The following is a 25085-nucleotide window of genomic DNA, read 5'->3' on the forward strand; positions in this document are numbered from 1 at the left end:
TTCTGGACTGCTACAGGCACCTGCCGCGGACGTGCCGCGGCGATGAACTGGCGCACGGTAGTTGTACGATGACCAAATTCACTGCAACGATGCTCGGAGACGATATGCAAATCACTGGCGACATGCTCATTGGAGGCCGCGCGGTGCGCGGCCCGGAAAAGCCGCTCGCGGCTTTCAACCCCGCCACGGGCGAAGCGATCCCCGCACCGGCCTTCGGCAGCGGTACGGCCGCCGACGTCGACGCCGCCTGCCAGCTCGCCGCCGCGGCGTTCGACGCGTACCGCACGCTGCCGCTCGCCGTGCGTGCGGCGTTCCTCGAACGCATCGCCGACGGCATCGCCGCGCTCGGCGACGCGCTCACCGAACGCGCCCACGCGGAAACCGGCCTGCCCAAGGCGCGCCTCGAAGGCGAGCGCGGCCGCACCGTCGGTCAGCTCAAGCTGTTCGCGCAGGAAGTGCGTCAGGGACTGTGGCTCACGCCCACGCTCGACGCCGCCCTGCCTGAGCGCAAGCCGTTGCCGCGCGCCGATCTGCGTCTGCAGAAAATCGCGCTCGGTCCAGTCGCCGTGTTCGGCGCGAGCAACTTCCCGCTCGCGTTCTCGGTGGCGGGCGGCGACACGGCCGCGGCGCTGGCGGCGGGCTGCCCGGTCATCGTCAAGGCGCACGGCGCGCACCTCGGCACCTCGGAGATGGTGGGCCGCGTGATCCAGCAGGCCGTGCAGGAGATGGGGCTGCCCGAGGGCGTGTTCTCGCTCATCGTCGGCGCGGGGCGCACCGTGGGCGAGGCGCTCGTGGCGCACCCGGCCATCAAGGCCGTGGGCTTTACCGGCTCGCGCGCGGGCGGCACGGCGCTCATGCGCATTGCCGCGAACCGGCCCGAGCCCATTCCCGTCTACGCGGAAATGAGCAGCATCAATCCCGTGTTCCTGCTGCCCGAGGCGCTCGCGGCGCGCGGCGCGGCCATCGCGCAGGGCTTCGTCGATTCGCTCGTGCTCGGCGCCGGTCAGTTCTGCACGAACCCGGGTCTGGCGATCGGCATCGAGGGTCCGGCGCTCGACCAGTTCGCGCAGGCCGCGAGTCGGGCGCTGGGCGTCAAGCCCGCGCAGACCATGCTCACGGCGGGTATCCATGCGGCGTATGAAGAAGGCGCGCGGCGTCTGGCCGAAACCCAGGGCGTCAGCGCGCTCGCGCAAGGCCAGCCCGCGAGCGGCCCGAACCAGGCGTTCGCCGCCCTCTTCGTGACCGACGCGCAAACCTTCCTCGCGCAGCCCGCCCTCGAAGACGAAGTGTTCGGCCCGGCCTCGACGCTCGTGCGCTGCAAGGACGAAGCCGAACTGCTCGCCGTGGCCGAGCACTTCGCGGGCCAGCTCACCGCGACGATCCAGATGGAGCGCGCCGACCTGCCCGCCGCGATGCGCCTCGTGCCGATACTCGAACGCAAGGCCGGCCGCCTGCTCGTGAACGGCTTTCCGACCGGCGTGGAAGTCGCGCACGCGATGGTGCACGGCGGCCCGTTCCCGGCCACGTCCGATAGCCGCGCGACCTCAGTCGGCACGAGCGCGATGGAGCGCTTCCTGCGGCCGGTGTGTTATCAGGACTTCCCGGCCGAACTGCTGCCGCAGGCGCTTGCGGACGCCAATCCGCTCGACCTCTGGAGGCGCAAAAACGGCGAGCTGATGCGCGGCTGAGTGGCTGCATCGGCGCGTTCCACGCATCGCAAATGAAAACAGCGGCGGCAGTTCGACCTGCGGCCGCTGTTTGCCATGCACGCTGCGCGCCGGGATGCCTTACGCTTTCCCCCCCGACTCCGCCACGGCGCGGCGCAGCCGCTCGCGGCTGCTCGACAGATGCATGCGCATGGCCGCGCGTGCGCCTTCGGGATCGCGACGGGCGATGGCGTCGAAAATGCTCTCGTGCTCGCGGCTCACCAGTTCGGCGTAAGCCTGCGGATCGCGATGCACGATGCCGGCCGAGTCGACGCGACGGCGCGGGATCAACGCCGCGCCCATCTGCGTGAGGACGTCGACGAAATAGCGGTTGCCCGTGGCGCGCGCCACCGAGATGTGGAATTCGAGGTCGGCGCCCGAGCTGTCGCCGCCCGTGCGGATGACGACGTCGAGTGCGTCGAGCGCAGTGCGCATGCCTGCCAGGTCGCGCTCGCCCGCGCGCAGGGCGGCAAGGCCCGCGGCCTCGGTTTCGAGACTGATGCGCAGCTCCAGCACGGCCAGCACATCGTCCAGCGTGCTGGCCGGGACGACGTCGAGATCGAACGGCTCGCGGCGCGGCTCCAGCACGAAGCTGCCAATGCCGTGACGCGTTTCGATCACCGACATGGCTTGCAGACGCGAGATGGCCTCGCGCACCACCGTGCGGCTCACGCCCAGTTGCGTCATGAGATTGTTTTCGGTCGGCAATTTGTCGCCGGGCTTGAGTGCGCGCGTGGCGATCCGCTCGCTGATGAAGTCGACGACCTGCCCGGCGAGATTGCGGCTACGCGCGGCGATGGGCGCGGCAAGCGACTCCGCCATGTGGATCTCCTTGGGCTCGATATGCGCGTGTGAGTCTGCGTGCGTCAGTCTTGTCATTCCATTATACGTTGTCGGACAACCCCCGGAACAGCGTGCACGCATGAGACTGAGGACATCCTATGACCGCATGATGGATGCCATCGGCGCAGACTCCGGAACTACACGGAATCGCGCCGTGAACGATCCTCATTTTATTTCGTATTCCGATGCAATTCGCGCCGCTCCCGCCGGCGGCGGGAAGCCCATATCGTTGTGTTAGCAAACATATCGTGCAATCGTGTTCCGGGCGAAATTATTTGTGCAAGCTGGCTGCACAAGTCGGCGTTCTCCGATAATCTCCTCGAAAAGGTGCGCGCCCGGCCGTTTTAGATAATGAGAATCCCCCACGGACGACGCCTCAACTGATATCGAATCGCAACGCGTTTGTGCAGCTACCATCCGCAACGAGGGAATCATTGAGAACCCGCATCGTCCTGCTCATCCTTGCGCTCGCGCTGCCATGGGCGCCGCTCCTCGCGGCACCGCCCGCCGAGCCCGCGCCTGACACGATGCAGGCCCGCGTGATGGGTTGCGCGGCCTGTCACGGCGCACACGGCGAAGGCACCGACAACGACTACTTCCCGCGTCTCGCGGGCAAGCCGGCGGGGTATCTGTTCAACCAGCTCGTCGCCTTCCGCGACGGCGGCCGCAGCTACCCGCCCATGAACTATCTGCTGGCGTATCTGCCCGACGCCTACCTCAAGCAGATCGCGGAATTCTTCTCGCAGCAGCACCCGCCCTATCCGCCGCCCGCCAGGCCCACGGTCGACGCGGCCATGCTCGCGCTCGGCAAAACGCTCGTCATGAACGGCGACAGCAAGCGCAACGTGCCCGCCTGCGCGCTCTGCCACGGCGCTTCGCTCACGGGCATGCAGCCGGCCATTCCGGGCCTCGTGGGCCTGCATGCGAACTACCTCAGCGCGCAGCTCGGCGCGTTCCGTTACGGCACACGCCGCGCCGCCGCGCCCGACTGCATGCACGACATCGCCACCCGTCTCGCCGACCGCGACATCACCGCGATCGCGGCCTGGCTCTCGTCGCAACCCGCGCCCGCCGATACGACGCCGGCTGCGGCCTCGCCGCTGCCGCTCGCGTGCGGCAGCGTCCATCACTAGCCGGGGCCTCGACGTGCGCAGACTTCGATCCCTTCTCCCGTCATCGTCAAGGCCGCTCGCGGCGCGCCTCTCGTTCGCGGCCGTCACGTTCTGCATGGGCGCCGCGCTCGCGCTCGCGCAAACGGCCGCGCCCAGCGCGAACGCAGCGGACGCGGCGAGCGCCGCCGCGGCGGCAGCCGCGGCCAACGCGAAGCCGGTAGCGAGCAACGCCGCACTGATCGCGCGCGGCGAATATCTCGCGCGCGCCGGCGACTGCATTGCCTGCCACACGGTGCCTTCCGAGCAGATGTTCGGCGGCGGGCGTCCGATGGAAACGCCTTTCGGCACGCTCTACACGCCGAACATCTCGTCGGACAAGACGTTCGGCATCGGCTCGTGGACCGCAGACGAGTTCTACCGCATGCTGCACGAAGGCAAGTCGCGCGACGGCACGCTGCTCTACCCGGCCATGCCGTTCGCGTCGTACACCAAGGTCACGCGCGCGGACTCGGACGCGATTTTCGCGTACCTGCTCTCCACGCAGCCCGTGCACAAGGAGAACCGCGCGCACGACCTGCGCTTCCCGTATAACAAGCGCGCGCTGCTGCTCGGCTGGCGCACGCTGTTCTTCCGCCAGGGCGAGTTCAAGCCCGACCCGAAGCAGTCCGCCGAGTGGAATCGCGGCGCCTATCTCGTGGAAGGCCTCGGCCACTGCACGATGTGCCACACGGCGATCAACGCGCTCGGCGGCAACTCGGCCTCGAAGGAGTTCCAGGGCGGCCTGATTCCAGTGCAGAACTGGTATGCGCCTTCGCTCACCTCGAACAAGGAAGCGGGCCTCGGCGACTGGAGCATCGAGGACATCGTCGATCTGCTGCACGCGGGCGTGTCCAAACGTGGCGCCGTGTACGGGCCGATGGCCGAAGTGGTCTACGACAGCTTCCAGTACCTCACCGAAGACGACGTGCGCGCCGTGGCCGTGTATCTGAAGTCGCTGCCGGGCCACAACAACGAAGTCGACAAGTCGCCCAAGAGCACCTTCGTGACGGAGGAAGCCGCCCGCCTCGTGCCGCTCGGCAAGAAGATCTACGAGTCGCAGTGCGCGGTGTGCCACGCGGCCGAAGGCCAGGGCAAGCCGCCGCACTTCCCGCCGCTCGCCGACAACCAGTCCATTCAGATGAACTCGGCCGTGAACCCCATCCGCATGGTGCTCAACGGCGGCTATGCGCCGGGCACGCAAAAGAACCCCATGCCCTATGGCATGCCGCCCTTCGCGCAATCGCTCTCCGACGAAGAAGTGGCGGCCGTGGTCACGTATATCCGCACGGCGTGGGGCAACCACGGCACGCCGGTTTCCGAACATGAAGTGAACGCGCTGCGTTCCGCGCCGCTTTTCTGAGGCTGCGATGATCGAAACTCCCGTACCCGAACAACCGGGCGAGCGCCCGCAACACGAACAGGTCGACGAGATCGTGGCCGGCGGCCCGGGCGGCGCGCTCGCGCTGGCTGGCATCGCCACGGCGATCGTGGCCGCGATCTGGTTCATCTTCTACTTCGTCGTGTTCCTGCCGCGCGGCGTCATCCAATAGATCAGACAGACAAGAAAAGGCCGGCCTCATGTCGAATCCGCTCGATAACCATGCCAGTGCCGAAGTCGCCGCGCGCGTCGAGCGCCGCTGGGCGATGCTCATGGTGGCGTTCGTCTCGCTGCTCGTGGCCGTGGTGGTGTTCACGGGCCTGCACTGGGCCATGATGCCGCCCTCGCGCGTGGAGCTCGTCAATCCGGAAACGCTGCACGTGTCCGGCGAATTCGTCGAGTCGAACCTCGGCAGCGCCGTGGAGACCGACGGCTCCGTGACGGTGCGCATTCTCGCGCAGCAATACTCGTTCACGCCGCAATGCATCCTCGTTCCGGCGAATACGCCCATTACGTTCCGTGCGACGAGCGCCGATGTCGTGCACGGCTTCCTCGTCACGGACACCAACCTGAACTCGATGGTCGAGCCGGGCTACATCTCGACGTTCCGCACGACCTTCGACCAACCCGCCGACCACCTCATGCCGTGCCACGAATACTGCGGCACGGGCCACCAGGGGATGTGGGCTCACGTGAAGGTCATCGACAAGGATGCCTTCATGCAGATGGCGAACCAGGCAGGCAATTCAGCGCGGAGACTCAGCTGTGTTAAATAACAAGCGACTCGTACTCGCCCACTTCTGGCTCGCGTTCATCGTCTTCGGCGTGGCGCTGCTGCTCGGCGCGTGGCAGATGTTCGTGCGCAGCCCGCTGCACCCATGGCTCAACGACCCCGAGCTTTACTACCGCTCGGTCACCGAGCACGGCACCGTGATGGGTTATGTGTTTCCCACGCTCATTGCCATGGGCTTCGGCTACGCGGTCAGCGAACTGGCGCTCAAGCGCCCGCTCGTGGGCGTGAAGTGGGCCTGGCTCGGCTTCATCCTGCTCGCGCTCGGCGCCGTCACGGCCTCGGTGCCCGTCGCGCTCGGCCTCGCCTCCGTGCTCTACACGTTCTACCCACCGATGATCGGCAACGTGTTCTATTACCTGGGCGTCGTGCTCGTCGTGGTGGGCTCGTGGGTCTGGGTCGCGCTGATGGGCGTGAACACCGCGAAATGGAAGCGCGAGAATCGCGGCAAGCCGCTGCCGCTCGCCATGTTCGCGACCACGGCGGGCGCGTATCTCTGGGGCTGGACCGCGGTGGGCGCCGCCATCGAGGTGCTGTTCCAGATCCTGCCCGTGGCCTTCGGCTGGCGCAATACGATCGACGCGGGTCTCGCGCGCGTGTTCTTCTCCTGGACCCTGCACGCCATCGTCTACTTCTGGCTCGTGCCCGCCTATATCGCCTACTACACGATCGTCCCGCGCGCGATCGGCGGCCGGCTCTACAGCGACGTGATGGCGCGCATCTCGTTCATCCTGTTCCTCGTGGTGGCCATGCCGATCGGCCTGCACCACCTCTTCACCGATCCGCAGGTGGGCTCGGGCTTCAAGTTCGTGCAGTCGGTGTTCACGGCGCTCGTCTCGGTGCCCACGCTGCTCACCGTGTTCACGATCTGCGCGTCGGTCGAAATCGCCGGGCGGCTGCGCGGCGGCAAGGGCCCGTTCGGCTGGATCGCGAAGCTGCCGTGGCAGAACCCGCAAATGCTGGCCGTGGCGTTCTCGTTCGTCATGCTCGGCTTCGGCGGCGCGGGCGGTCTCATCAACATGAGCTACCAGCTCGACCAGTCCGTGCACAACACGCAGTGGATCACGGGCCACTTTCACCTGATCTATGGCGGCGCGATCGTCATCATGTACTTCGCCATCGCCTACGACCTGTGGCCGCAGATCACCGGCCGCGCACTCGACAATTGGCGCCTCATGCGCTGGCAGTTGTGGCTGTGGTTCATCGGCATGATCGTGACGACCTTTCCTTGGCACCTGGTCGGCCTCATGGGCATGCCGCGCCGCATGGCCTATTACGACTATAGCGACCCGGCGCTCGCGGGCCAGGGCGCGCTCGTGGCGCTCTCGGCGCTCGGCGGGCTGATCCTCGTGATCTCGGCGGTGCTGTTCTTCATCGTGCTGCTGCAGGGGCACCGCAGCGAGGCGGCCGCGCCCGAGGAGTACCGCTTCAGCAAGCCGGTGCACGAGTCGGCCACGCTGCCGGTGGCGCTCAACAGCTTCGGGCTGTGGATCGTGCTGATGATCGCCCTCACGATCACCAACTATGGCTACCCGATCGCGCAACTGCTCGCGACGCCCGAGACGGCCGTGCCCGCGATCCCGATTGGAGCGCAGCGATGAGCGACGAACGCCTGTTCTCGTTTCGCAACGTGTGGTTCCGCGCGGGCGTCGGCACGGCGATCGTCGTGTTCGCCGTCTCCGTGCTGATCGGCTTCGTCTGGCTGCCTTCCGCCAAAAGCGACCCGTATTTTCAGGGCATCTGGACGGCGATCTGCAGCGCGGCCGGCGTGCCGCGCGAGTGGCACCCGGTCGGCTCGGCGGTGCCGCCCGGCTACACGCTGAGCCAGGTCGAACTCACGCCGCACATGCTCGACGGCGCGACGGCGCTCTCCGTCGGCCGCGGCGCGACGCTCGCCTTGCGCTGCACGATGTGCCATGGCCCGCGCGGCATCAGCATGGCCAATTCGCCGAATCTGGCGGGCCAGTTCGCCATCGTGGTCTTCAAGGAACTGCACGACTTCCAGACGGGCGCCCGCCAGAACGCGGTGATGTCGCCCATGGCGCGCGATCTGTCCGACGAGGACATGCGCGACCTCGCGGCCTACTACGCGTCGCTGCAGCCAATCGCGCACCTGCGCGGCGGCGCGCCCGCCATCGTGGCGCACGGCGCGCCGCTGCGCAATATTCCCGCGTGCGCGTCCTGCCATGGCGGCGTGGACAGCAAGATCGGCAGTCCGTGGCTCGACGGCCTGCCGGCCGCGTATACAAAGGCGCAGTTGCTCGCGTTCGCGAACGGCACGCGCCATAACGACATTTCCGGGCAGATGCGCAACATCGCGCGCAACATGACGCCCGAGGAAATCGACGCGGCCGCCGCCTGGTACGCAGGCGAAACGCCGCCGCAGCAACCCTGAACCCAACCCCGAATTCATCCATGCAGGGCGGCGGCGGTATGTAAATTGCGCGCCCTGCATGTCCTTCACCCACCTCGTTACCCAACCTCGCGGAGCGACATCATGCAAAAGACGGCATCGGCAAAATGGCACGGCGGCATCAAGGACGGACAGGGCACGATCTCGACGCAAACCGGCGTGCTCAAAGAGGCGCCCTATGGCTTCGCCTCGCGCTTCGAAGGCGGTCCCGGCACCAACCCCGAGGAACTGATCGGCGCGGCGCACGCGGGCTGCTTCACGATGGCGTTCTCGCTCTTTCTCACCCAGGCGGGCTTCACGGCCGAAAGCATCGAGACGAAAGCGACCGTCACGCTCGACAAGGTGGGCGAAGGCTTCGCCATCACGAGCTGCCAGCTCGACATGACCGCGAAGATTCCCGGCATCGATCAGGCGAAGTTCGACGAGCTTTCGAAGGGCGCCAAGGAGAACTGTCCGGTGTCGAAGCTCTTCGCCAACAACGCGAAGATCACGCTCAACGCGAAGCTCGTGTGAGAGGCTGTCATGGCCATCCCCCATGCCGCGCCGGGTGAGGTCTTCGACGTGCGTGCGCTAGGCGGCGCGCTCAAGAACGCGAAGTCGACTACCCTGATCCGCGCGCAGCAACTCGAAGTCATGCGTATCGTGCTGCCCGCAGGCAAGCGCCTGCCCGAGCACAGCGTGCCTGGCGAGATCACGGTGCAGTGCGTGGAAGGCGTGATCCGTTTCTTCGTGAACGGCGATCCGCGCACCATGCACGCCGGCGACATGCTGCTGCTCGGCGGCGGCGAGCCGCACGCGCTGGAAGCGCTCGACGATGCTTCGGTGATCGTGACGATTCACCTTGCCCATGGGGAGAAATAAGGGCTGGCGCTGCATCCGTTACAAAATGGGCGCGTCCCGGCTTAAACCGGACACGCCCATTTTTCTTTCCGAAGACGGGTTGCCCCCGCCCCGCTCACTGCTGCGACGGCACCGGGTCGTCGTTGAGCGTCTTGAGGAACGCGATGATGTCCTGAATGTCGCTTTGCGTCATCGCGGGCTTGTCGCCGAACTTGCGGTCGAACGGGGCATCGGTCACGTCCACGTTCTTACGGAACTGCGGCGGAATATCGTCGTACTTGTCGATCTTGCCGTCTGGGCCGCGCGGATAGAACTTGCCCGGGTCCGTATTGCGGTCGTTATAGAACGCCATCACGTCGTCGAGGTTGTGATACACGCCGTTGTGGAAAAACACCGTGCGCGTGGCCGAGTTGCGCAGCGTGGGGGTGAGGAACATGCCGCAGTACTGCGTCTGGTCCTTGAAGTCCGTGCGGAACGGGCCGCATACGCCCAGATCGAAGAAATGCGGATCCTTGTTCTGCGCGAGCTTGTTGTTGCGCGGCACGCCCAAGGCCTCGTACTGGTAGTCCGTGAACATCGGCGGCAGGCCGTCCTTGCCGGGCTTCGAGAGGTGGCAGCCCGCGCAGTTCGCCTTGTTCGGGTCGTTGAACAGACGCAGGCCGCGCAGCTCGGCTTGCGTGAGACGCGCATGGCCTTCGAGCCAGCGGTCGTACTTGCTGTTATACGGATGGAACGACTGGTCTTCCACCTGGTAGCGCGAGATCGCGAACATCGCCTCCGCCACGGCCAGCTTCGGGTCGCCGAAGATCCGGTCTCCGAACAACTCCGTGAAGTGCTTCGCGTACGGCGCTTTCGCAAGCTTCGTCGCCACCTGTTCGATGCTCGTGTCCGCCATTTCCACGGGATTGAGCAGCGGGCCGTACGCCTGCTGCTGCAGCGTGTCGGCGCGTCCGTCCCAGAACAGGCCGCCCTGCGGCACCATCTCCACGGAGGTCGAGGCGCCGCCCGCCACCTTCTGCGACTTCACGACGTCGGCTGCGGCGGTGGCCTGCTGGGCGACCGTCGGCGCGTCGTCGTTTTCGCCCTGGTCGGGACCGATGCTGAAGTTCGGCTGACGGTACAGGTACATGAGCGAAGGCGGCGGCCGATAGCCCTGCTGGTTCATCGCGAGGCCGCCCATCTGCACGTCGTGCCCGTTGGGAGGACCGTAGGCGCGGTCGGGGCTATGGCACGAAGCGCAGGACTGCTGACCGGAGCCCGAGAGCGCCGGATCGAAGAAAAGCTGTTTGCCGAGCTGCGCCATGGCCGAAAGCGGCGCGACGGGCGGGCGCTGCAGCACGACCGGGTGCGGATTCGCGCCGGTCAGGTTCTCGACGACCTCGCCCACGGCATCGGGCACGCTGGCCGGGAAAGCCACGGCGTAGGCGCAAAAACCCAGTGCACCGACGGCGATCACGGCGGCGGCAGCGCGCAGGACGATCCGCGTGGGGCTCGCCGCGCTGCGCGGCCTGGGTGAAGACGGCGCAGGCGAAGTGGAAAGCTCGGACATGTTCGATCTTTCTTTGCGTAATACCATGAGAAGGAAAAGCCAAACGCCGCGTTTCACCCAGCGACCATCGAAGCTGGCGTGCAACGCGGCGAAAGCACACGACATGACAACGGCGCGAAGCCCGCCGCCCTGCACGCGCGAAACTTGCGCGTGCGGACGGTCGAGACTCGCGCCGGACGTCGATCAGATCGACGGCGCGGAGCTCAACTGCGTGCCCAGCGTGCCGTCGAGATACAACGCCGGCAGATTGCCCGTACCGCTAAAGTTGAACAGCGCGCGCATGTCGCCTGCGGCTGCGTCGAACGAACCGCCGCCAAGACGGGCGCCGCCGAGCCAGTTGTCTTCGATGAAGCGCACGACCGATGCTTGATCGATGAACGTGTGGTCGACGTAGTTGGCCTTCGCCCACGGCGAGATCACGAGGAACGGAATGCGCGTGCCCGGACCGCAGCGGCCGTTGACCGGCGCGCCCGCGATACCCGTAGGCTGCGTGCCCGTGCCGCAAACGCCGTTGCCGTTGAGCTGGTCGGCCGCGTTCAGCGACGAATGCACCGGCGCCATGTACTGGTGGTCGTACCAGCCGTCCGAATCGTCATACGTCACGACGACGGCGGTGTTCTTCCAGTCCGGCTGCTGCATCAGGAAGTTCACGACCTTGGTCACGAACTGCTGCTCGTCGAGCGGGTCCGAATAGCCTGCGTGCGCGTCCTGGGCAGCGGGTGCCTTGAGGAAGCTCACCGACGGGAAGTTGCCCGCCTTGACCGCCGCGAAGAAGTCGTCCGAGTCGTACTGGTGGTTCGCCGGGTCCAGCGTCTTGCCGTCCGCTTCGAGCGTGGAGCCGATGGCCGCCGTCGAGCTCGGGCGCAGATGCTGCGGGTTCGCCGTCGACTTGAAGTACTGGAACCAGTTGTGGTGCGGGCTGTAGTCCGCGGTCGCCGCGTTCACGGCCGTTGCGACGGTGCTGCGCTGGCAGCCCGTCGTGCCGTTCGCGTTGACCGTCTGCAGGTTGAAGCCGCCCATGAAGCCGCCCCACGTGATTTTCTGCGCGTTCAGCAGGTCGCCGATGTTCTGCGCGTTGATCATGCCCTGGTCGGTCTTGCTCGAGCACGTGTCGTAGCCCGGATCCACGTCGCCAATCATCGTCAGGCCGCCTGCGCCGTCTTCGATGTAGTAGCTGGGCGCCGCCACCGTCGAAGGCAGCTTCGACGTATTCACGATTTCGAGGCCGTTGGTCTGGCCCGAGACGACTTCGAGCGCGCCCGGCGTCGAGGGACCGTAAGTCGTGGTCCATGCGTTGTCGCTCATCGCGAACTTCTGCGCGTAGTTCCACAGCGCCGTGACAGTGTTGCCGTCGTAATAGCCCATCACCTGGCCCTTGGTGCCGAACGCGCCCGCGCCGCCGCTCGTGCCCTTACCCGTGAACTTCGGGAACAGGTCGAGCAAGCCGTTGTCGCCGGCCTGCTGCTCGGCCGTGTAGGCGTGGTTCTGGTCAGCCGTGGCGGCCTGCGTGCGGTCGAGACGGAACGGCGGCGAAGCGTCCGTGCCGTTGAGCGTCGTGTTCGCGTTGCCGTTCGAGTTGATCAGCGCGGTGGTGAGGCCGTTGACCGCCGGCGTGCCCGAGGCGGCCGTGAAGGCCGGCTCGCCGCCCGGGTTCGTGGCGTTCGGGTAGGTGGCGAAGTAGTGGTCGAACGAAACGTTCTCGCCGTAGATCACGACGAGATGCTTGATCGGCGTGGCCGTCGTCAGCGTGTCTTGTGCCGACGCGGCCGCGGCTGCGGACGTCCCCGAATTCGAATTGCTGCTGCCACATGCAAACAGGGCAGCAGCGAGGCCCGCACAAGGCAGGGCGAGTAATGCTCGGCGATACAACATGTAGTTAGGCTCCATCGATTGTTTGAGTTGCTTTTTAGAGTCCTGCAGACGCGGCGCGCACAAGTGCGCCCTGCCGCCGCGCTTTCAGGCGGGGCCCATCCATTCTGCGCACGGGCCCCCATGCGCCTTACATCAGAGCGAGCGCATTACAACATCGCAAGATGACTACACGGCGAACGTTTAATTTCCGAATACTTTCAACTAATTTCAGATTCGAAAGAATCGCGGAAAGGACTGTGTATGCGGAGGTCTGGATTCGGCCCTGGATTCGGGCCGCGCGCGGGGCCGGGGTTCAGCCCATTGCACTCCGTGCGGCGCGAGCTATAACTGAAAGCACAGTGCGGATGTTCTCTGCGCGCCCGCTCGCCCCTTCTTCTTGCGCCGCGCCGCGCTGTGCCGCCCCCGAATGCGTGGGCGCGCTTCTTTCGTGAGCAGTGAGCTAAGACGTTCGGCAGCCGTGCGCTGCGCGCAGGCATCCCGACTTTCCAGATGAGTGTGCGACTTCAGGCTTTGCCTCTTGCTCGCGCGCACCTTCGCCGCGCAGTCACTTCGCCGTTATTGCGCAGTGATTTCGTCATTGCCGCGAAGGCGCACTCACGAACTCGAGAAAGGAGGTTGACATGACATTTCGCCTGGCATTGATCGCCACATGCGTGGCGGCCGTGGCAGCCGTTGCGCCCGGCACGGCGCGCGCGGCGGACGATCCCGTCTCGCAACAGCGCGCGCATCAGACGATGACCGATGACGCCGATGCTTCGGCTCAGGCCGCCACCGACATGTCGTACGGCGGCACGCCCGATACGCGCAGCGCTTCGGGCCATCGCGCGGGCAAGACGTGCTGGCCGCGTCCCGATTGCGACGTGTTTTTTGGTCAGTGAGATGTGGCTATTGAGGTTGGGTCACTGACCCGCGCCCGGCAGTCGATTTTAAGCGTCCGCCGAAGATGCGTGCGCAGCACATCTGCGTTCGCATCGGCGCTTATTGCACGACAGCCTGCAGCAGCCCCACCACGCGCTGAAGCGGCACGAGCACTTCGGCGTCGATGCCATAGAGCGGGCCGAGCGTCTGCGAGACGTCGCGATAGTCGAGCCGCGTATGCCCTTCGTTGTCTTCCCAGATCACCATGCGCAGCGGCAACTCCACCGCCGCGTGCGGATTGGACGCCATGACGGGCGTACCCGCCTTCGGATTGCCGAACAGGATGAAGCGCGTGCGGCGCAGGCTGAGCCCGGCGGTCTCGGCGGCTTCGCGCTGGTCGACGTCGGCGAAGATATCCGCGCCCGCCTTGGCGAGCGCTGCCTTCAGGCGCGCGATCGTCGTGTCGAAGTCGTGCGCGCTCTTGAGCGTCAGCACTGACGAGGGATGTTGCCCGTATTCGGCCATGACAAACTCCTCCTATGGCACACGGCCCGCGCGAATGCGCGATGCATGCAACGGCACTTTATCCCAGAATGCGCAGCGGATGATCCGGGGCGCGCGCGGGGAGAAGTCAGGCGCACGGCTTCCCAGTACGCGTCTTGTTCGCGCCTCGCGACTCGGCGGCGTGCGAAGCATGGCGGGACCACGCACGCCACCACGCCCACGCCGCGCCTGCCGAGAGCACGGCGGCGATCAGCAGATTCAAGCGCATGCCCGCGCCGATCGATGCGCGCCCGGCGATCATGGCGCCCGCCACGGCCACGCCGAGCGCCGCGCCGGTCTGCCGGGCGGCGTTGAGCACGCCGGCGGCGATGCCCGCACGGCCCTGATCGACTATCGCCATGAGCGCCGCCGTCGCCGCGGGCGTGATGAGGCTCGCGGCGAAACCGATGGCTGGCAGCGGCAGGGCCAGCAACTCGTATCGCGCCGTCGTTGCGCACGCCGCCGCGCCGAGGTAGCCCGCTGCCGCGAGCAGGCAAGCTAGCGCAACGAGTGCGCGCGATCCGAGCCACGCTGCGGCGCGCCGCGAAAGCAGACTGCCGGGCGGCACCACCACGGTGAGCGGCAGGAAAGCGAGGCCCGCGCGCAACGGCGAGTAGCCGCGCTCCTGCTGCAAAGACAGGCTGAGTCCGAAGAGCAGACCGTAGAACGCGAACGCCGAAATCATCGAGACCAGCACGGCTGCGCCGAACACAGGCTCGCGAAAAAAGCCGAGCGGCAGCATCGGCTGTGCGCGGCGCGCTTCGAGCGCGACAAAGGCGAACGCCGCCACCAAAGCCAGCACGATACCGCCCGCCACGAGCGGTGCACGCCAGCCGTGCGCGGGCGCTTCGATGATGGCCGCATTGAGCAGTGCCAGCGCCGCGATGGCCGCCGTCTGACCCGCGAGGTCGAGCCGGCGCGGCACGCGTGGGTGCGGCTGCGCTGCCACGCGCGCGGCCATGACGATGCCCGCCAGGCACACCGGCACGTTGAGCAGGAAAATGCTGCGCCAGCCGACGAGCCCGATCAGCACGCCGCCCAGTAACGGGCCCGCCGCCATCGCGACGCCGCCGAGCCCAGCCCACACGCCGAAAGCGGCGGCGCGCTCGCGCGCGCTGGCGCACGCGCCATTGATGAGCGCCATCGATGCAGGCACGAGCAGTGCCGCGCCCACGCCTTGCAGCACGCGTCCGAGCGTGAGCAGCGCGAGGCTCGGCGCGGCGCCGCACAACGCCGAAGCCGCCGTGAAGACCGCGAGTCCGGCCATATAGACCTGGCGCGCGCCGAGCCGGTCGCCGAGCGTGCCGCCCGAAAGCAGCAGGCTCGCGAACGCGAGCGTATAGGCGTTCACGACCCATTGCAGGCCGGCCACGCCGCCCGCAAGACTCGCGCCGATGCGCTCGAGCGCGACGTTGACGATCGAGGTGTCGAGGATCACCACGACATAGCTGATGCTCGTGGCCCAGAGCACCCGGCGTTGCTGTTCGCGGCTGTGCGTATCTTGCGTCTCGTGCGTCTCGTGCGTCTCGTGCGTCTCGTGCGTTTCGTGCGTCTGCATAGGCTCTCCCGCTACGCCGGCGCGCGTTGGGCGCCGGTCACGAGCCCAGTATCGGACGCATGGCGGCGGCGATGCTTCGATGCGTGTCGAAACAAGCGACCCTGCTCGCGCGCTACGCTACGCGTATATCGTGGAGAAACACATGAACATGCAACCGGGCGTATCCGCCACGGCCTTCCTGATCGCCGACCCCGCGCGGGCCGCAATGTTGATGGCGCTCGCCGATGGCCGCGCGCTGCCCGCCGGTGAACTGGCTTACGCGGCCGGCGTGACCGCGCAGACCGCGAGCAGCCATCTGGCGAAGCTGCTGGACGGCGGGCTGCTCGCCGTGGAAAAAGAAGGCCGCCACCGCTACTACCGGCTCGCGGACGCCCAGGTCGCAACCTTGCTCGAAAACCTCGCGACGGTCGGCGCGCGCACGCCGGCGCGCCGCAAGCCGCTCGGCCGCGAGGCGCGGAACCTGCGCTTCGCGCGCTGCTGCTATGACCATCTCGCGGGCCAGGTGGGCGTGGCGATTACGGAGCGCCTCACGGATGCGGGGCTCATCACGGCGCAAGCGGACAAACGCTTCGCCGTGACGCCCGCCGGCGAGACGTGGTTCGGCGAACTCGGGCTCGACGTCGCCGCGCTCAAGCCGGGACGTCACGGCATTGCGCGTCAATGCCTCGACTGGACCGAGCGCCAGCATCATCTGGCCGGGCCGCTCGGCGTGGCCTTTCTCGCGCTGCTGTGCGAACGCGGCTGGATGCGGCGTGCGCGTGCGTCGCGCGCGGTGCAGGTCACGCCGCGCGGCTGGGTCGATCTGCGCGAGCGGCTGGGCCTGACGCCCGAACTGCTAGCCGCCCGCACAGATGATTCGAATGACTAACGAATTGCACCTCGTCAGGCCACGAGGAACCGCTGGGCCAGCCGCACCCAGCACGCCGCGCCGAGCGGCAGCACCTGGTCGTTGAAGTCATAGCCGGGGTTGTGCACCATGCAGCCGCCCCACTCCCCTTCGCCGTTGCCGAGCAGCAGGTAGCAACCGGGCACTGCATCGAGCATCCAGGCGAAGTCTTCGCTGCCGTTCAAGCCCTTGGGTGCCTGCATGACCACGTTGTCCTCGCCGACCAGCTCCGCACAGACCTGCTGCGCGAGCGTGGTCTCATCCGGTGTATTGACCATCGGCGGCGTGAGCTGCCGATAGTCGATCTGCGCCTCCACGCCGTGCGCCTGGGCGGTGAGCGCCACGATCTCGCGCACGCGCGCTTCCACGAGCGCGCGCGTTTCGGCGCGCGCCGCCCGGATGTTCAGCCCGAGCGTGACCGTCTCCGGTATCACGTTGTGGGTCGCGCCGCCCCGAATGTAGCCCACGGACACCACCGCGGACTCGTCGGGCGCCACGTTGCGCGCAACGATGGTTTGCAGCGCCGTCACGAGCGCCGCCGCGGCCACGATGGGATCCTTCACGCGGTGCGGCATCGCGCCGTGGCCGCCCACGCCCTTGAGCGTCACGTCGGCCACATCCGATGAAAGGCTCACCGGCCCCGGCAGCACGCGGAATGTCCCGGCCGGCACGCCCGGCATGTTGTGCAGCGCATAGACGGCGTCGCAGGGAAAGCGCTCGAACAGACCGTCTTCGATCATCGCCTTCGCGCCGCACAGGTTTTCCTCGTCGGGCTGGAAGATCAGGTTGAGCGTGCCGTCGAAATCGCGCCGCTGCGCCAGCGTTTTCGCGGCGGCGAGCAGGATCGCCGTGTGGCCGTCGTGGCCGCACGCATGCATCTTGCCGGGCGTCTGGCTCGCGTACGGCAAACCCGTGTTCTCGACGATCGGCAGCGCGTCCATGTCGGCACGAATGCCCAGGCGCCGCTTGCCGCTGCCCACCTTGAGCTGCCCCACCACGCCGCTCTTGCCGATGCCCGTATGGACTTCGTAGCCCCACTTCTCCAGCAGCATGGCGACGAGCTTCGCCGTGGCGCCCACTTCGAACCCTAGTTCGGGCTGCGAATGAATCTGCCGGCGTATGCCGATGAACGTCCCGGCGTCGATCTCGATCTCGGGCAGCAAGGTGGGCAGAAACTGGAACGGGGTGAGCGACGGTTCGCATTTCATGAGGACTCCATTGTTCGTGTGAAGGATCGATGGGCGAGAAGCGCTGCGCAACGCAGCGTCAGCCGACGCGCCGCTCGCGAATCGCGCCGATGGCGCACAGCGAGATGAGCCCGCAAACGACGAGATAGACCGCGGGCGAAAGCGGATTGCCGGTCTTCGCGAGCAGCCACGTGACGACGAACTGCGAGCTTCCGCCGAACACCGTCACGCCCACGCTATAGATGACCGAAAGACCGCTTGCGCGCACGCTGGCGGGAAGCATCTCCATGAGCATCAGCAGCATGGGGGTAGACCCGAGATTCGCTGCGGCCGTGATCATGACCGAGAGCGCGAGCACGAGCGGCACGCTCGGCATGCGCGTCATCAGCCAGAACGCGGGCACGATGGCGACGATGTTGAAGAGCAGCGCACCGAGCACGAGCCGCTTGCGGCGCGCGAGGCGGTCGGCGAGACGCCCCGAGACGAGCGAGGCGACGAGCATCGTGAAGCCCGTGGCACAGCCCGAAAGCAACGAGAGCGACGGCGGCATCCTGAGCACGCGGATCATGTAGGTCGGCATGAAGAACACCACGAGATACATGCCCACGGTGCCCGCCGTGATCGAGAGAATGCCGAGGCCCACTTTCGCGCCATGCTCGCGCATGAGCGTGGCGAGCGGGCTGGGCGCATCGGGCTCGGCTTCGTGCGTTTCGTCGAGCCTGGAGCGGATATAAAGGCCCACCGGCGCGATCAGCAGACCGCCCAGGAACGGCAGACGCCAGCCCCAGCTCTCCAGCGCCTGCGGCGAGAGCGTGGCGTAGAGCACCGCGCCGGTGAGCGCGCCGACGAGTGCCGAGATGCCCTGGCTGCCCAACTGCCAGCTCACGCGAAAGCCGCGCTGCCCCACTTCGCCGGACTCCATCAGCATGGCCGTGGACGCGCCGATTTCGCCGCCGAGCGAAAAGCCCTGCAGGAGCCGCCCCGCAAGGATCACGAGCGAGCCGATCACGCCGGCCTGTGCATAGGTGGGCGCGAGCGAGATGCACAGCGTGCCCGCCACCATCAGCGCAATGGTCAGCGTCATGGCAGCCTTGCGCCCGCGCCGGTCGGCATAGCTGCCGATCACGAGCCCGCCCAGCGGCCGCATGACGAAACCGATGCCGAACGTCGCCACGGCCAGCAGCAGCGAGCCGTAAGGGCTGTCCGAGGGGAAAAAGAGCCGGCCGATCAGCAGCGCGAAAAAGCTGTAGACCGTGAAGTCGTACATTTCGAGCGCATTGCCGATCGAACACGCGGCGATCAGGCGGAACTGGCTCTGGCGAGTGGCCGCTGGCGGCGCAATCGGGGCGGTGGCGCTGAGCGTTGCGTCATTCATGGCGGATCTCCGCGAGACGTGGAGCGGGTGGGAACAGGAAGCGGCCGATCGATATTCAGGCAGGTCTCACTTTTGAAAGAAGTCACAAATTTTCATCTTGATAACCGAATGGAATCACAACGAAACGCAACGGCCATCGTGCAGCCATACTGCGCCCCACTTTTAACATGACTAGACAATCAATGGATCACACCCTTGAACAAGGTCGCCGCTAACCCGGCACCACGATGCTTCGCGGCGAGAGCACGGATTTAGCGGCATTACAGGCGGCTTAACAGGGTTTTCCATGAGCCCGGATTTCTGAAATTCTCTTGCGCACAAATTCTTTTCTCGTCATGCTTGTCTATGCAAGTCACACAAACGAAAGAACGTACCCACGAGTCCACGGTACCCACCGACAAAGGAGCATGGTCATGCAGGCGAAGTACCCCCGGCTGGCAAAAGCGCTGATCGGCGCTGCACTCGGCGTCACGCTGCTTGGAAGCGGCAGTGCAGGCGCGAAGGAATGGAAAAGCGTGACGATCGCGCTCGACGGGAGCTATGCCCCGTGGAACCTGACACTGCCTGGCGGCAAGCTCGGCGGCTTCGAACCGGAGCTGGTCGAAAACCTCTGTGCGCGTGCACAGATCCAGTGCAAACTCGTTGCCCAGGACTGGGACGGCATGATTCCGGGTCTGCAGGCCGGCAAATTCGACGTCCTGATGGATGCAATCTCGATCACACCCGAGCGCGAGAAGATCATTGCGTTCTCGAAACCCTATGCGGCCACGCCGGCAACGTTCGCCGTGTCCGATACGAAGATCCTGCCGAAGGGTGGTCCGAACACGCCGCCTCTGAAGCTCGACGCCGACGCGCGCAGCAACGCGCCTGCCATCGAAGCGATGCGCAAGGCGCTGAAGGGCAAGACGATCGGCATCCAGTCGGGCACCGTCTATACGGGCTTCATCAACGCCAATTTCAAGGACGTCGCGTCAGTGCGCGTGTACAAGACCGCACCCGAGCGCGACCTCGATCTCACGAACGGCCGCATCGACGCCACCTTCGACGACGTGACCTACTACACCGCCAACGCCGACAAGTCGCCCGTGGTGATTGCCGGCACGATGATCTCTGGCCCGATCTGGGGACCCGGAGAAGGCCTCGCGTTCCGCAAGCAGGACGCCGACCTGAAGGCGAAGTTCGACACCGCGATCACGGCGGCGCTTGCCGACGGCACTGTGAAGAAGCTCGCCCTGAAGTGGTTCAAGACCGACGTGACGCCATAAGCGCCGCATCCTGGCCATACGCGCGCCGCTTGCGGCGCGCGCCTTTGCTTTCCGACCCGCGTGGATCCAAGCCATGTCCCTGTTATCGCTATTCAACACACTCGGCCTCGGGCCGGACGGCTGGGGTAGCGTGCTGCTTCTCGGCGCGTTGATGACCGTCGTGCTCACGCTTGCCGCATTGGCTATCGGCGCGGTGTTCGGTGCGCTCATTGCCGCTGCGAAACTCTCGCGCTGGCGCGTGCTGCGCGTATTCGGCGACTTCTACACGACCGTCTTTCGCGGCGTGCCCGAATTGCTCGTCATCTATCTGTTCTATTTCGGCGGCTCCACGCTCGTCACCACCGTCGGCCAATGGTTCGGCGCCGAAGGTTTCGTCGGCGTGCCGCCCTTCGCCGTCGGGGCGTTCGCGGTCGGCATGATTTCGGGCGCCTATCAGGCCGAGGTCTATCGCGCAGCCGTGCTCGCGGTCGCGCGCGGCGAACTCGAAGCCGCTCGCGCGATCGGCATGCCGCCGCTGACGATGTTCCGCCGCATCCTGGTCCCGCAGGTGCTGCGCTACGCGCTGCCCGGCATCGGCAATGTCTGGCAGCTGAGCCTCAAGGATTCCGCGCTGATATCGGTCACGGGTCTCGCGGAACTACTGCGCGCGAGCCAGATCGCGGCCGGCTCGACGCATCAGTACTTCCTCTTCTTCGTCGTTGGCGGCCTGCTCTATCTCGCCATGACGGGCGTTTCGAACCGTGTCTTCGGCCGTGCCGAAGCGGTCGTCGGCCGCTCATTCAAGCGCAACTTCGCGCGCAACTGATCGGAGAGCGCTCCATCATGACCATCGATTTCGCGTTCCTGCTCGACACGTTGCGCCAGCTCATCGGCGCGGTGCCGACTACGCTCGGTCTTTTCTTCGCCTCGCTCGTGCTGGGCGGTCTGCTTTCGCTCGTGATCGTCACGATGCGCGTCTCGCCGCACTGGCTGCCGAACCGGTTCGCGCGCGCGTACATCCTGGTATTTCGCGGCTCCCCGCTGCTCATCCAGATGTTCCTCGTCTATTACGGCCTCGGTCAGTTCGGCGTGATTCGCGAAAGCTTTCTGTGGCCGGTGCTGCGCGAACCCTATGTCTGCGCGGTCCTGTCGCTCGCGCTGTGCACGGCGGGATATACGGCCGAAATCATCCGCGGCGGCCTGATGGCGGTCCCCGTCGGGCAAATCGAAGCCGGTTACTCCGTCGGCCTTTCCGGTTTCGCCTTGCTGCGCCGCGTGATCGGGCCGATCGCGCTGCGCCAGTGCCTGCCCGCGTATTCGACGGAAGCCGTGCTGCTCGTCAAGTCGACGGCGCTGGCAAGCCTCGTCACCGTTTGGGAAGTGACGGGCGTCGCGCAGCAGATCATTCAGCAGACCTATCGCACGACCGAAGTGTTCACGTGCGCCGCGCTGATCTACCTGTTCCTGAACTTCGTCGTCGTGCGCGTCATTGGCTTCATCGAACACCGGCTGTCGCGCCACCTGCGTGCGGCGCCCGCCGTGCGCAAGCCCGCCGCGCCGCTCGAAGCTCGCCGCGCCGCATCGTGATCCGCTGCCCCATCTGGAGAGATTGATGAACCCATCTGCACCCATTGCGCTGTCGGTGCGCAACATCCATAAATCGTTCGGCGACCATCACGTCCTGAAGGGCATTTCGCTCGACGCTCGCGAGGGCGACGTCATTTCGATTCTCGGCGCGAGCGGCTCGGGCAAGAGCACGTTCCTGCGCTGCCTGAACCTGCTCGAGACGCCGGACGACGGCTCGGTCGCGCTCGCAGGCGAGGAGCTCAAGATGAAGCGCCGCCGCGACGGCAGGCTGCAACCGGGCGACCGCCGTCAGGTCGACCGCGTGCGCTCGCAGCTCGGTATGGTGTTTCAGAACTTCAACCTGTGGTCGCACATGACCGTGCTGGAGAACCTGATCGAAGGGCCCATGCGCGTGCTCAAGCGCAGCCGTGCCGAGTCGGTCGAAGAAGCCGAAGCGCTGCTCGCCAAGGTCGGTCTCGCGGACAAGCGCGGCCACTATCCGGCGCATCTGTCGGGCGGCCAGCAGCAGCGCGTCGCGATTGCGCGCGCGCTCGCCATGCATCCCAAGGTGATGCTGTTCGACGAGCCGACATCGGCGCTCGACCCCGAGCTGGTCGGCGAAGTGCTGCGCGTGATGCGCACGCTCGCCGCCGAAGGCCGCACGATGCTCGTCGTCACGCACGAGATGGGCTTCGCGCGTCACGTTTCGAATCGCGTGATGTTCCTGCATCAGGGCCAGGTGGATTCGGACGGCACGCCAGACGAGGTGTTCGGCGAACTGAAGTCGGACCGTTTCAGGCAGTTCGTTTCGAGTCACCAGGACCGCAACGCTCACTGAACCCGCGCAACGCACAAGCACTCTCATGACAATCGTACGTACCCAGGATCCGCTCGACTGGCGCGACATCGCAGCCATTGCAGCGGGTCAACCGCTGATGCTCAGCACGCACGCACAGGCGAGCATTCGCAGCGCCCGTGCGCTCGTCGAACAGATCGTCGCGCGCAGCATCCGCGCATATGGCGTGAACACGGGCGTCGGCGCGCTGTGCGACGTGGTCGTCTCGCAAGACGAACAGCACGACCTCTCGCACAACATCCTGATGAGCCATGCGGTGGGCGTAGGCGAGCCGCTCGGCGCAGAGGAAACGCGCGCGATCATGGCTGCGGCCGTCAACAACTTCGCACATGGACATTCCGGTGTGCGACTCGAAGTCGTCGAGCGGCTCGCCACGCTGCTGGACGCGAATTGCCTGCCCGAGGTGCCCGCGTTCGGTTCCGTCGGCTATCTGAGCCACATGGCGCACATCGCGCTCGTGTGCGTGGGCGCGGGACATGTGCGCTGGAACGGCGAGCGCCTGAGCGGCGCGCAAGCCCTGCAGCGGCTCGGCCTGCAGCCCCTGTCGCTCGAGGCGAAGGAGGGTTTGAGCCTCGTCAATGGCACGCCGTGCGTGACCGGGCTCGCAGCGCTCGCGCTTGAGCGCGCTCAGCGGCTGCTCGACTGGGCGGATGTCGTCGCCGCGATGAGTTTCGAGAATCTTGGCGGGCAGATCGCGGCGTTCGACACGCGTTCGCTCGCCTTTCGCATCTCGCCGGGCCTCGCCCGCGTGGGCGAGCGCCTGCGCGCGGCGCTCGCCGGCAGCTCGCTGCTCGAAAAGTCGCTCGGGCGGCACACGCAGGACCCGCTCAGCGTGCGCACGATCCCGCATGTGCACGGCGCCGCGCGAGACACGCTCGCCGCAACGGCCGAAGTCGTGAACCGCGAGCTTGCCTCGGTGACCGACAATCCGATCGTTGCGGGCACACCGGAATCGCCGCAGGTCTACTCGCAGGCGCACGCGGTCGGCGCCTCGATCGCACTGGCGATGGACAGTCTCGCAACCGCGATTGCTCAGGTCGCCGCAATGGCAGAACGGCGCCTCGACCGCCTGGTGAACCCGCTCGTGAGCGGCCTGCCCGCCTTCCTTGCTCACGCAAGCGGCACGCGCTCGGGTTTCATGATCGCGCAGTACACGGCTGCATCGCTCGTCGCGCAGAACCGCCGCGAAGCGGCTCCCGCGAGTCTCGACGGCGGCGTGACCTCGGGGCTGCAGGAGGACCACCTGTGCCATGCGACGCCTGCCGCGCTCAAGGCGCTCACGATCATCGAGAACAGCAACCGGATCCTCGGCATCGAACTGCTCGCCGCGGCGCAAGCCTACGATCTGCAGCCGCTCGACGCGGCGCGCGCCCCCTACACGGACGCGCTCTACGCCAGCGTGCGCGCCACGCTGCCGACCTATCGCGACGACCGCCCGCTCTCCGACGACATGACGTTCGCGTTTCGCCTCGTCGCCGACGGCGCCCCGCCGCCGCTTCCCGGCCCCGCGCATGACGACGCGAAGCCCGTCTCGCGGGCAACGGAGCTCGACATGCTGCCAAACGCGCGCAGCACGGCAACCCCGGCAAGCAACGACGCGCTTCCCGGCGCGATCGGCGTCTGAAGCGAGGTCAGGCATGAACGCGCCATCTTCGCTCATCGACAATTCGACGCGTTCCGCGCCAGCGCACAAGGTCGCTCCGGCGTATGAGCAGATCAAGCGCTACGTGGTCGATCGAATCGCGGACGGAACCTGGAAGCCGGGTGAGGCCATTCCGTCGGAAACGGAGCTTGTCAAGGAATTCGGCGTCGCGCGCATGACCGTATCGCGCGCGCTGCGCGAACTGTCGGCCGAGCATGTGCTCAGACGCGTCCAGGGCGCGGGCACGTTCGTCGCGTCGCGCGACGTCGAATCGACCGTTCTCGAGGTTCGCAACATTGCCGACGAAATCGCCGCGCGGGGCCACCGGCACAGCGCACGGGTGCTGACACTGGAAGCGAGCGCGAACGATCAGGCGATGGCCGCGCTCGAACTTGCCGGCGGTTCCGCGTTCCATTCGCGTATCGTCCACTACGAGGAAGACGAACCGATCCTGTACGAGGACCGCTACGTCAACCCGCATGTGTTTCCGGGGTATCTGGAGCAGGATTTCACGCTGGAAACGCCGAACCACTACATGATGAGGCTCGCGCCGGTTCAACGGGCTGAGTTCCGGATCTACGCGCAAAAGCCGGACGCGGACATACGGCGCCATCTTTCGATGAATATTGGCGAGCCCTGCCTGCTGATGTGGCGGCGTACGTGGGTCGGCAGCGCAGTGGCGACGGCTGTCGAGCTTTGGCATCCGTCTTCGCGGTTTCATCTGGTCGGCAAGGTATCGACCTGACACCGGGCGCACTGCGCCCCGCTCCTCGCCCTGTCGCGCAACGTTTAGAATCTCTTCCGACCGGAGACCATCGAAGCGCCACG

At 66.5% G+C, this 25085-nt stretch carries 24 protein-coding genes; 17 read left to right on the forward strand and 7 right to left on the reverse strand.

What is annotated here, in order from left to right:
• Positions 1-104: 104 nt before the first annotated feature.
• A complete protein-coding gene (locus C7411_RS12845) occupies positions 105-1688 on the forward strand; it encodes an aldehyde dehydrogenase (NADP(+)) (RefSeq protein ID WP_110384849.1) in 1584 nt (527 codons plus the stop codon).
• Between the two features lie 99 nt (positions 1689-1787).
• Here the strand turns inward: C7411_RS12845 and C7411_RS12850 are convergent, their stop codons facing one another.
• On the reverse strand, positions 1788-2528 hold the full coding sequence (locus C7411_RS12850) for a FadR/GntR family transcriptional regulator (protein ID WP_110384674.1): 741 nt from the start codon (positions 2526-2528) through the stop codon (positions 1788-1790).
• A 425-nt stretch (positions 2529-2953) separates the two neighbouring features.
• On the opposite strand from C7411_RS12850, the gene C7411_RS12855 reads away from it, so the two are divergent.
• From C7411_RS12855 to C7411_RS12890, 8 genes are all read left to right on the forward strand, one after another.
• Positions 2954-3682, forward strand: coding sequence for a c-type cytochrome (locus tag C7411_RS12855; RefSeq protein ID WP_373682586.1), 729 nt, complete (start codon positions 2954-2956; stop codon positions 3680-3682).
• 94 nt (positions 3683-3776) lie between these two features.
• On the forward strand, positions 3777-5060 hold the full coding sequence (locus C7411_RS12860) for a c-type cytochrome (protein WP_110384675.1): 1284 nt from the start codon (positions 3777-3779) through the stop codon (positions 5058-5060).
• A 7-nt stretch (positions 5061-5067) separates the two neighbouring features.
• Positions 5068-5250 (forward strand): hypothetical protein, encoded by a 183-nt coding sequence (locus tag C7411_RS12865; RefSeq protein WP_110384676.1) that lies wholly within the window; start codon positions 5068-5070, stop codon positions 5248-5250.
• A gap of 28 nt (positions 5251-5278) precedes the next feature.
• Complete coding sequence (locus C7411_RS12870; protein ID WP_110384851.1) at positions 5279-5854, forward strand: cupredoxin domain-containing protein; 576 nt, start codon at positions 5279-5281, stop codon at positions 5852-5854.
• A complete protein-coding gene (locus C7411_RS12875; protein WP_110384677.1) occupies positions 5844-7469 on the forward strand; it encodes a cbb3-type cytochrome c oxidase subunit I in 1626 nt (541 codons plus the stop codon). The genes C7411_RS12870 and C7411_RS12875 overlap by 11 nt, the downstream gene beginning before the upstream one ends.
• Complete coding sequence (locus C7411_RS12880; protein ID WP_110384678.1) at positions 7466-8263, forward strand: c-type cytochrome; 798 nt, start codon at positions 7466-7468, stop codon at positions 8261-8263. The genes C7411_RS12875 and C7411_RS12880 overlap by 4 nt, the downstream gene beginning before the upstream one ends.
• A gap of 102 nt (positions 8264-8365) precedes the next feature.
• The gene (locus C7411_RS12885; protein WP_110384679.1) at positions 8366-8794 is read left to right on the forward strand and encodes an OsmC family protein; all 429 of its coding nucleotides are present in this window, start codon (positions 8366-8368) and stop codon (positions 8792-8794) included.
• 9 nt (positions 8795-8803) lie between these two features.
• On the forward strand, positions 8804-9142 hold the full coding sequence (locus C7411_RS12890) for a cupin domain-containing protein (protein WP_110384680.1): 339 nt from the start codon (positions 8804-8806) through the stop codon (positions 9140-9142).
• Between the two features lie 94 nt (positions 9143-9236).
• Here the strand turns inward: C7411_RS12890 and C7411_RS12895 are convergent, their stop codons facing one another.
• Both C7411_RS12895 and C7411_RS12900 read right to left on the reverse strand, forming a co-directional pair.
• Positions 9237-10670 carry a cytochrome-c peroxidase gene (locus tag C7411_RS12895; protein ID WP_110384681.1) on the reverse strand — a complete coding sequence of 478 codons (1434 nt, stop codon included), beginning with the start codon at positions 10668-10670 and terminating at the stop codon, positions 9237-9239.
• Between the two features lie 183 nt (positions 10671-10853).
• The gene (locus C7411_RS12900; RefSeq protein ID WP_110384852.1) at positions 10854-12539 is read right to left on the reverse strand and encodes a phospholipase C; all 1686 of its coding nucleotides are present in this window, start codon (positions 12537-12539) and stop codon (positions 10854-10856) included.
• 623 nt (positions 12540-13162) lie between these two features.
• Between C7411_RS12900 and C7411_RS12905 the strand changes: the two genes are divergently transcribed.
• Complete coding sequence (locus C7411_RS12905; RefSeq protein WP_110384682.1) at positions 13163-13420, forward strand: hypothetical protein; 258 nt, start codon at positions 13163-13165, stop codon at positions 13418-13420.
• A gap of 100 nt (positions 13421-13520) precedes the next feature.
• Here C7411_RS12905 and C7411_RS12910 read toward each other — a convergent pair whose 3' ends face one another.
• Entirely contained in the window at positions 13521-13925 is a 405-nt protein-coding gene (locus tag C7411_RS12910) for a DUF302 domain-containing protein (protein WP_110384683.1), read from the reverse strand.
• Between the two features lie 106 nt (positions 13926-14031).
• Positions 14032-15501, reverse strand: coding sequence for an MFS transporter (locus C7411_RS12915; protein WP_110384684.1), 1470 nt, complete (start codon positions 15499-15501; stop codon positions 14032-14034).
• A 142-nt stretch (positions 15502-15643) separates the two neighbouring features.
• Between C7411_RS12915 and C7411_RS12920 the strand changes: the two genes are divergently transcribed.
• The gene (locus C7411_RS12920; protein WP_110384685.1) at positions 15644-16369 is read left to right on the forward strand and encodes an ArsR/SmtB family transcription factor; all 726 of its coding nucleotides are present in this window, start codon (positions 15644-15646) and stop codon (positions 16367-16369) included.
• Between the two features lie 14 nt (positions 16370-16383).
• Here the strand turns inward: C7411_RS12920 and C7411_RS12925 are convergent, their stop codons facing one another.
• Both C7411_RS12925 and C7411_RS12930 read right to left on the reverse strand, forming a co-directional pair.
• Positions 16384-17595 carry a M20 aminoacylase family protein gene (locus C7411_RS12925; protein ID WP_110384686.1) on the reverse strand — a complete coding sequence of 404 codons (1212 nt, stop codon included), beginning with the start codon at positions 17593-17595 and terminating at the stop codon, positions 16384-16386.
• A 58-nt stretch (positions 17596-17653) separates the two neighbouring features.
• On the reverse strand, positions 17654-18949 hold the full coding sequence (locus C7411_RS12930; protein ID WP_110384687.1) for an MFS transporter: 1296 nt from the start codon (positions 18947-18949) through the stop codon (positions 17654-17656).
• Between the two features lie 413 nt (positions 18950-19362).
• On the opposite strand from C7411_RS12930, the gene C7411_RS12935 reads away from it, so the two are divergent.
• The 6 genes from C7411_RS12935 to hutC all read left to right on the forward strand — a co-directional run bounded on the left by C7411_RS12935 (position 19363) and on the right by hutC (position 25002).
• Positions 19363-20214, forward strand: a complete 852-nt coding sequence (locus C7411_RS12935; RefSeq protein ID WP_110384688.1) for a transporter substrate-binding domain-containing protein — start codon at positions 19363-19365, stop codon at positions 20212-20214.
• Positions 20215-20287: 73 nt separating this feature from the next.
• Complete coding sequence (locus C7411_RS12940) at positions 20288-21019, forward strand: ABC transporter permease (RefSeq protein ID WP_110384689.1); 732 nt, start codon at positions 20288-20290, stop codon at positions 21017-21019.
• Between the two features lie 17 nt (positions 21020-21036).
• A complete protein-coding gene (locus tag C7411_RS12945) occupies positions 21037-21780 on the forward strand; it encodes an ABC transporter permease (protein WP_110384690.1) in 744 nt (247 codons plus the stop codon).
• A 25-nt stretch (positions 21781-21805) separates the two neighbouring features.
• Positions 21806-22597 (forward strand): ABC transporter ATP-binding protein, encoded by a 792-nt coding sequence (locus C7411_RS12950; protein ID WP_110384853.1) that lies wholly within the window; start codon positions 21806-21808, stop codon positions 22595-22597.
• A 25-nt stretch (positions 22598-22622) separates the two neighbouring features.
• Positions 22623-24239 carry an HAL/PAL/TAL family ammonia-lyase gene (locus C7411_RS12955; RefSeq protein ID WP_110384691.1) on the forward strand — a complete coding sequence of 539 codons (1617 nt, stop codon included), beginning with the start codon at positions 22623-22625 and terminating at the stop codon, positions 24237-24239.
• Between the two features lie 13 nt (positions 24240-24252).
• Complete coding sequence (gene hutC, locus C7411_RS12960) at positions 24253-25002, forward strand: histidine utilization repressor (protein WP_165822798.1); 750 nt, start codon at positions 24253-24255, stop codon at positions 25000-25002.
• Positions 25003-25085 lie beyond the last annotated feature (83 nt).

The sequence above is a fragment of the Paraburkholderia silvatlantica genome, assembly GCF_003096715.1.
GTDB lineage: Bacteria > Pseudomonadota > Gammaproteobacteria > Burkholderiales > Burkholderiaceae > Paraburkholderia > Paraburkholderia silvatlantica.

Coding starts and splice junctions, on each gene's coding strand:
- C7411_RS12845 (WP_110384849.1), top strand. CDS start 105: ATGCAAATCACTGGCGACATGCTCATTGGAGGCCGCGCGGTGCGCGGC.
- C7411_RS12850 (WP_110384674.1), bottom strand. CDS start 2,528: ATGGCGGAGTCGCTTGCCGCGCCCATCGCCGCGCGTAGCCGCAATCTC.
- C7411_RS12860 (WP_110384675.1), top strand. CDS start 3,777: ATGGGCGCCGCGCTCGCGCTCGCGCAAACGGCCGCGCCCAGCGCGAAC.
- C7411_RS12865 (WP_110384676.1), top strand. CDS start 5,068: ATGATCGAAACTCCCGTACCCGAACAACCGGGCGAGCGCCCGCAACAC.
- C7411_RS12870 (WP_110384851.1), top strand. CDS start 5,279: ATGTCGAATCCGCTCGATAACCATGCCAGTGCCGAAGTCGCCGCGCGC.
- C7411_RS12880 (WP_110384678.1), top strand. CDS start 7,466: ATGAGCGACGAACGCCTGTTCTCGTTTCGCAACGTGTGGTTCCGCGCG.
- C7411_RS12885 (WP_110384679.1), top strand. CDS start 8,366: ATGCAAAAGACGGCATCGGCAAAATGGCACGGCGGCATCAAGGACGGA.
- C7411_RS12890 (WP_110384680.1), top strand. CDS start 8,804: ATGGCCATCCCCCATGCCGCGCCGGGTGAGGTCTTCGACGTGCGTGCG.
- C7411_RS12895 (WP_110384681.1), bottom strand. CDS start 10,670: ATGTCCGAGCTTTCCACTTCGCCTGCGCCGTCTTCACCCAGGCCGCGC.
- C7411_RS12905 (WP_110384682.1), top strand. CDS start 13,163: ATGACATTTCGCCTGGCATTGATCGCCACATGCGTGGCGGCCGTGGCA.
- C7411_RS12910 (WP_110384683.1), bottom strand. CDS start 13,925: ATGGCCGAATACGGGCAACATCCCTCGTCAGTGCTGACGCTCAAGAGC.
- C7411_RS12915 (WP_110384684.1), bottom strand. CDS start 15,501: ATGCAGACGCACGAAACGCACGAGACGCACGAGACGCACGAGACGCAC.
- C7411_RS12920 (WP_110384685.1), top strand. CDS start 15,644: ATGAACATGCAACCGGGCGTATCCGCCACGGCCTTCCTGATCGCCGAC.
- C7411_RS12925 (WP_110384686.1), bottom strand. CDS start 17,595: ATGAAATGCGAACCGTCGCTCACCCCGTTCCAGTTTCTGCCCACCTTG.
- C7411_RS12930 (WP_110384687.1), bottom strand. CDS start 18,949: ATGAATGACGCAACGCTCAGCGCCACCGCCCCGATTGCGCCGCCAGCG.
- C7411_RS12935 (WP_110384688.1), top strand. CDS start 19,363: ATGCAGGCGAAGTACCCCCGGCTGGCAAAAGCGCTGATCGGCGCTGCA.
- C7411_RS12940 (WP_110384689.1), top strand. CDS start 20,288: ATGTCCCTGTTATCGCTATTCAACACACTCGGCCTCGGGCCGGACGGC.
- C7411_RS12945 (WP_110384690.1), top strand. CDS start 21,037: ATGACCATCGATTTCGCGTTCCTGCTCGACACGTTGCGCCAGCTCATC.
- C7411_RS12950 (WP_110384853.1), top strand. CDS start 21,806: ATGAACCCATCTGCACCCATTGCGCTGTCGGTGCGCAACATCCATAAA.
- C7411_RS12955 (WP_110384691.1), top strand. CDS start 22,623: ATGACAATCGTACGTACCCAGGATCCGCTCGACTGGCGCGACATCGCA.
- hutC (WP_165822798.1), top strand. CDS start 24,253: ATGAACGCGCCATCTTCGCTCATCGACAATTCGACGCGTTCCGCGCCA.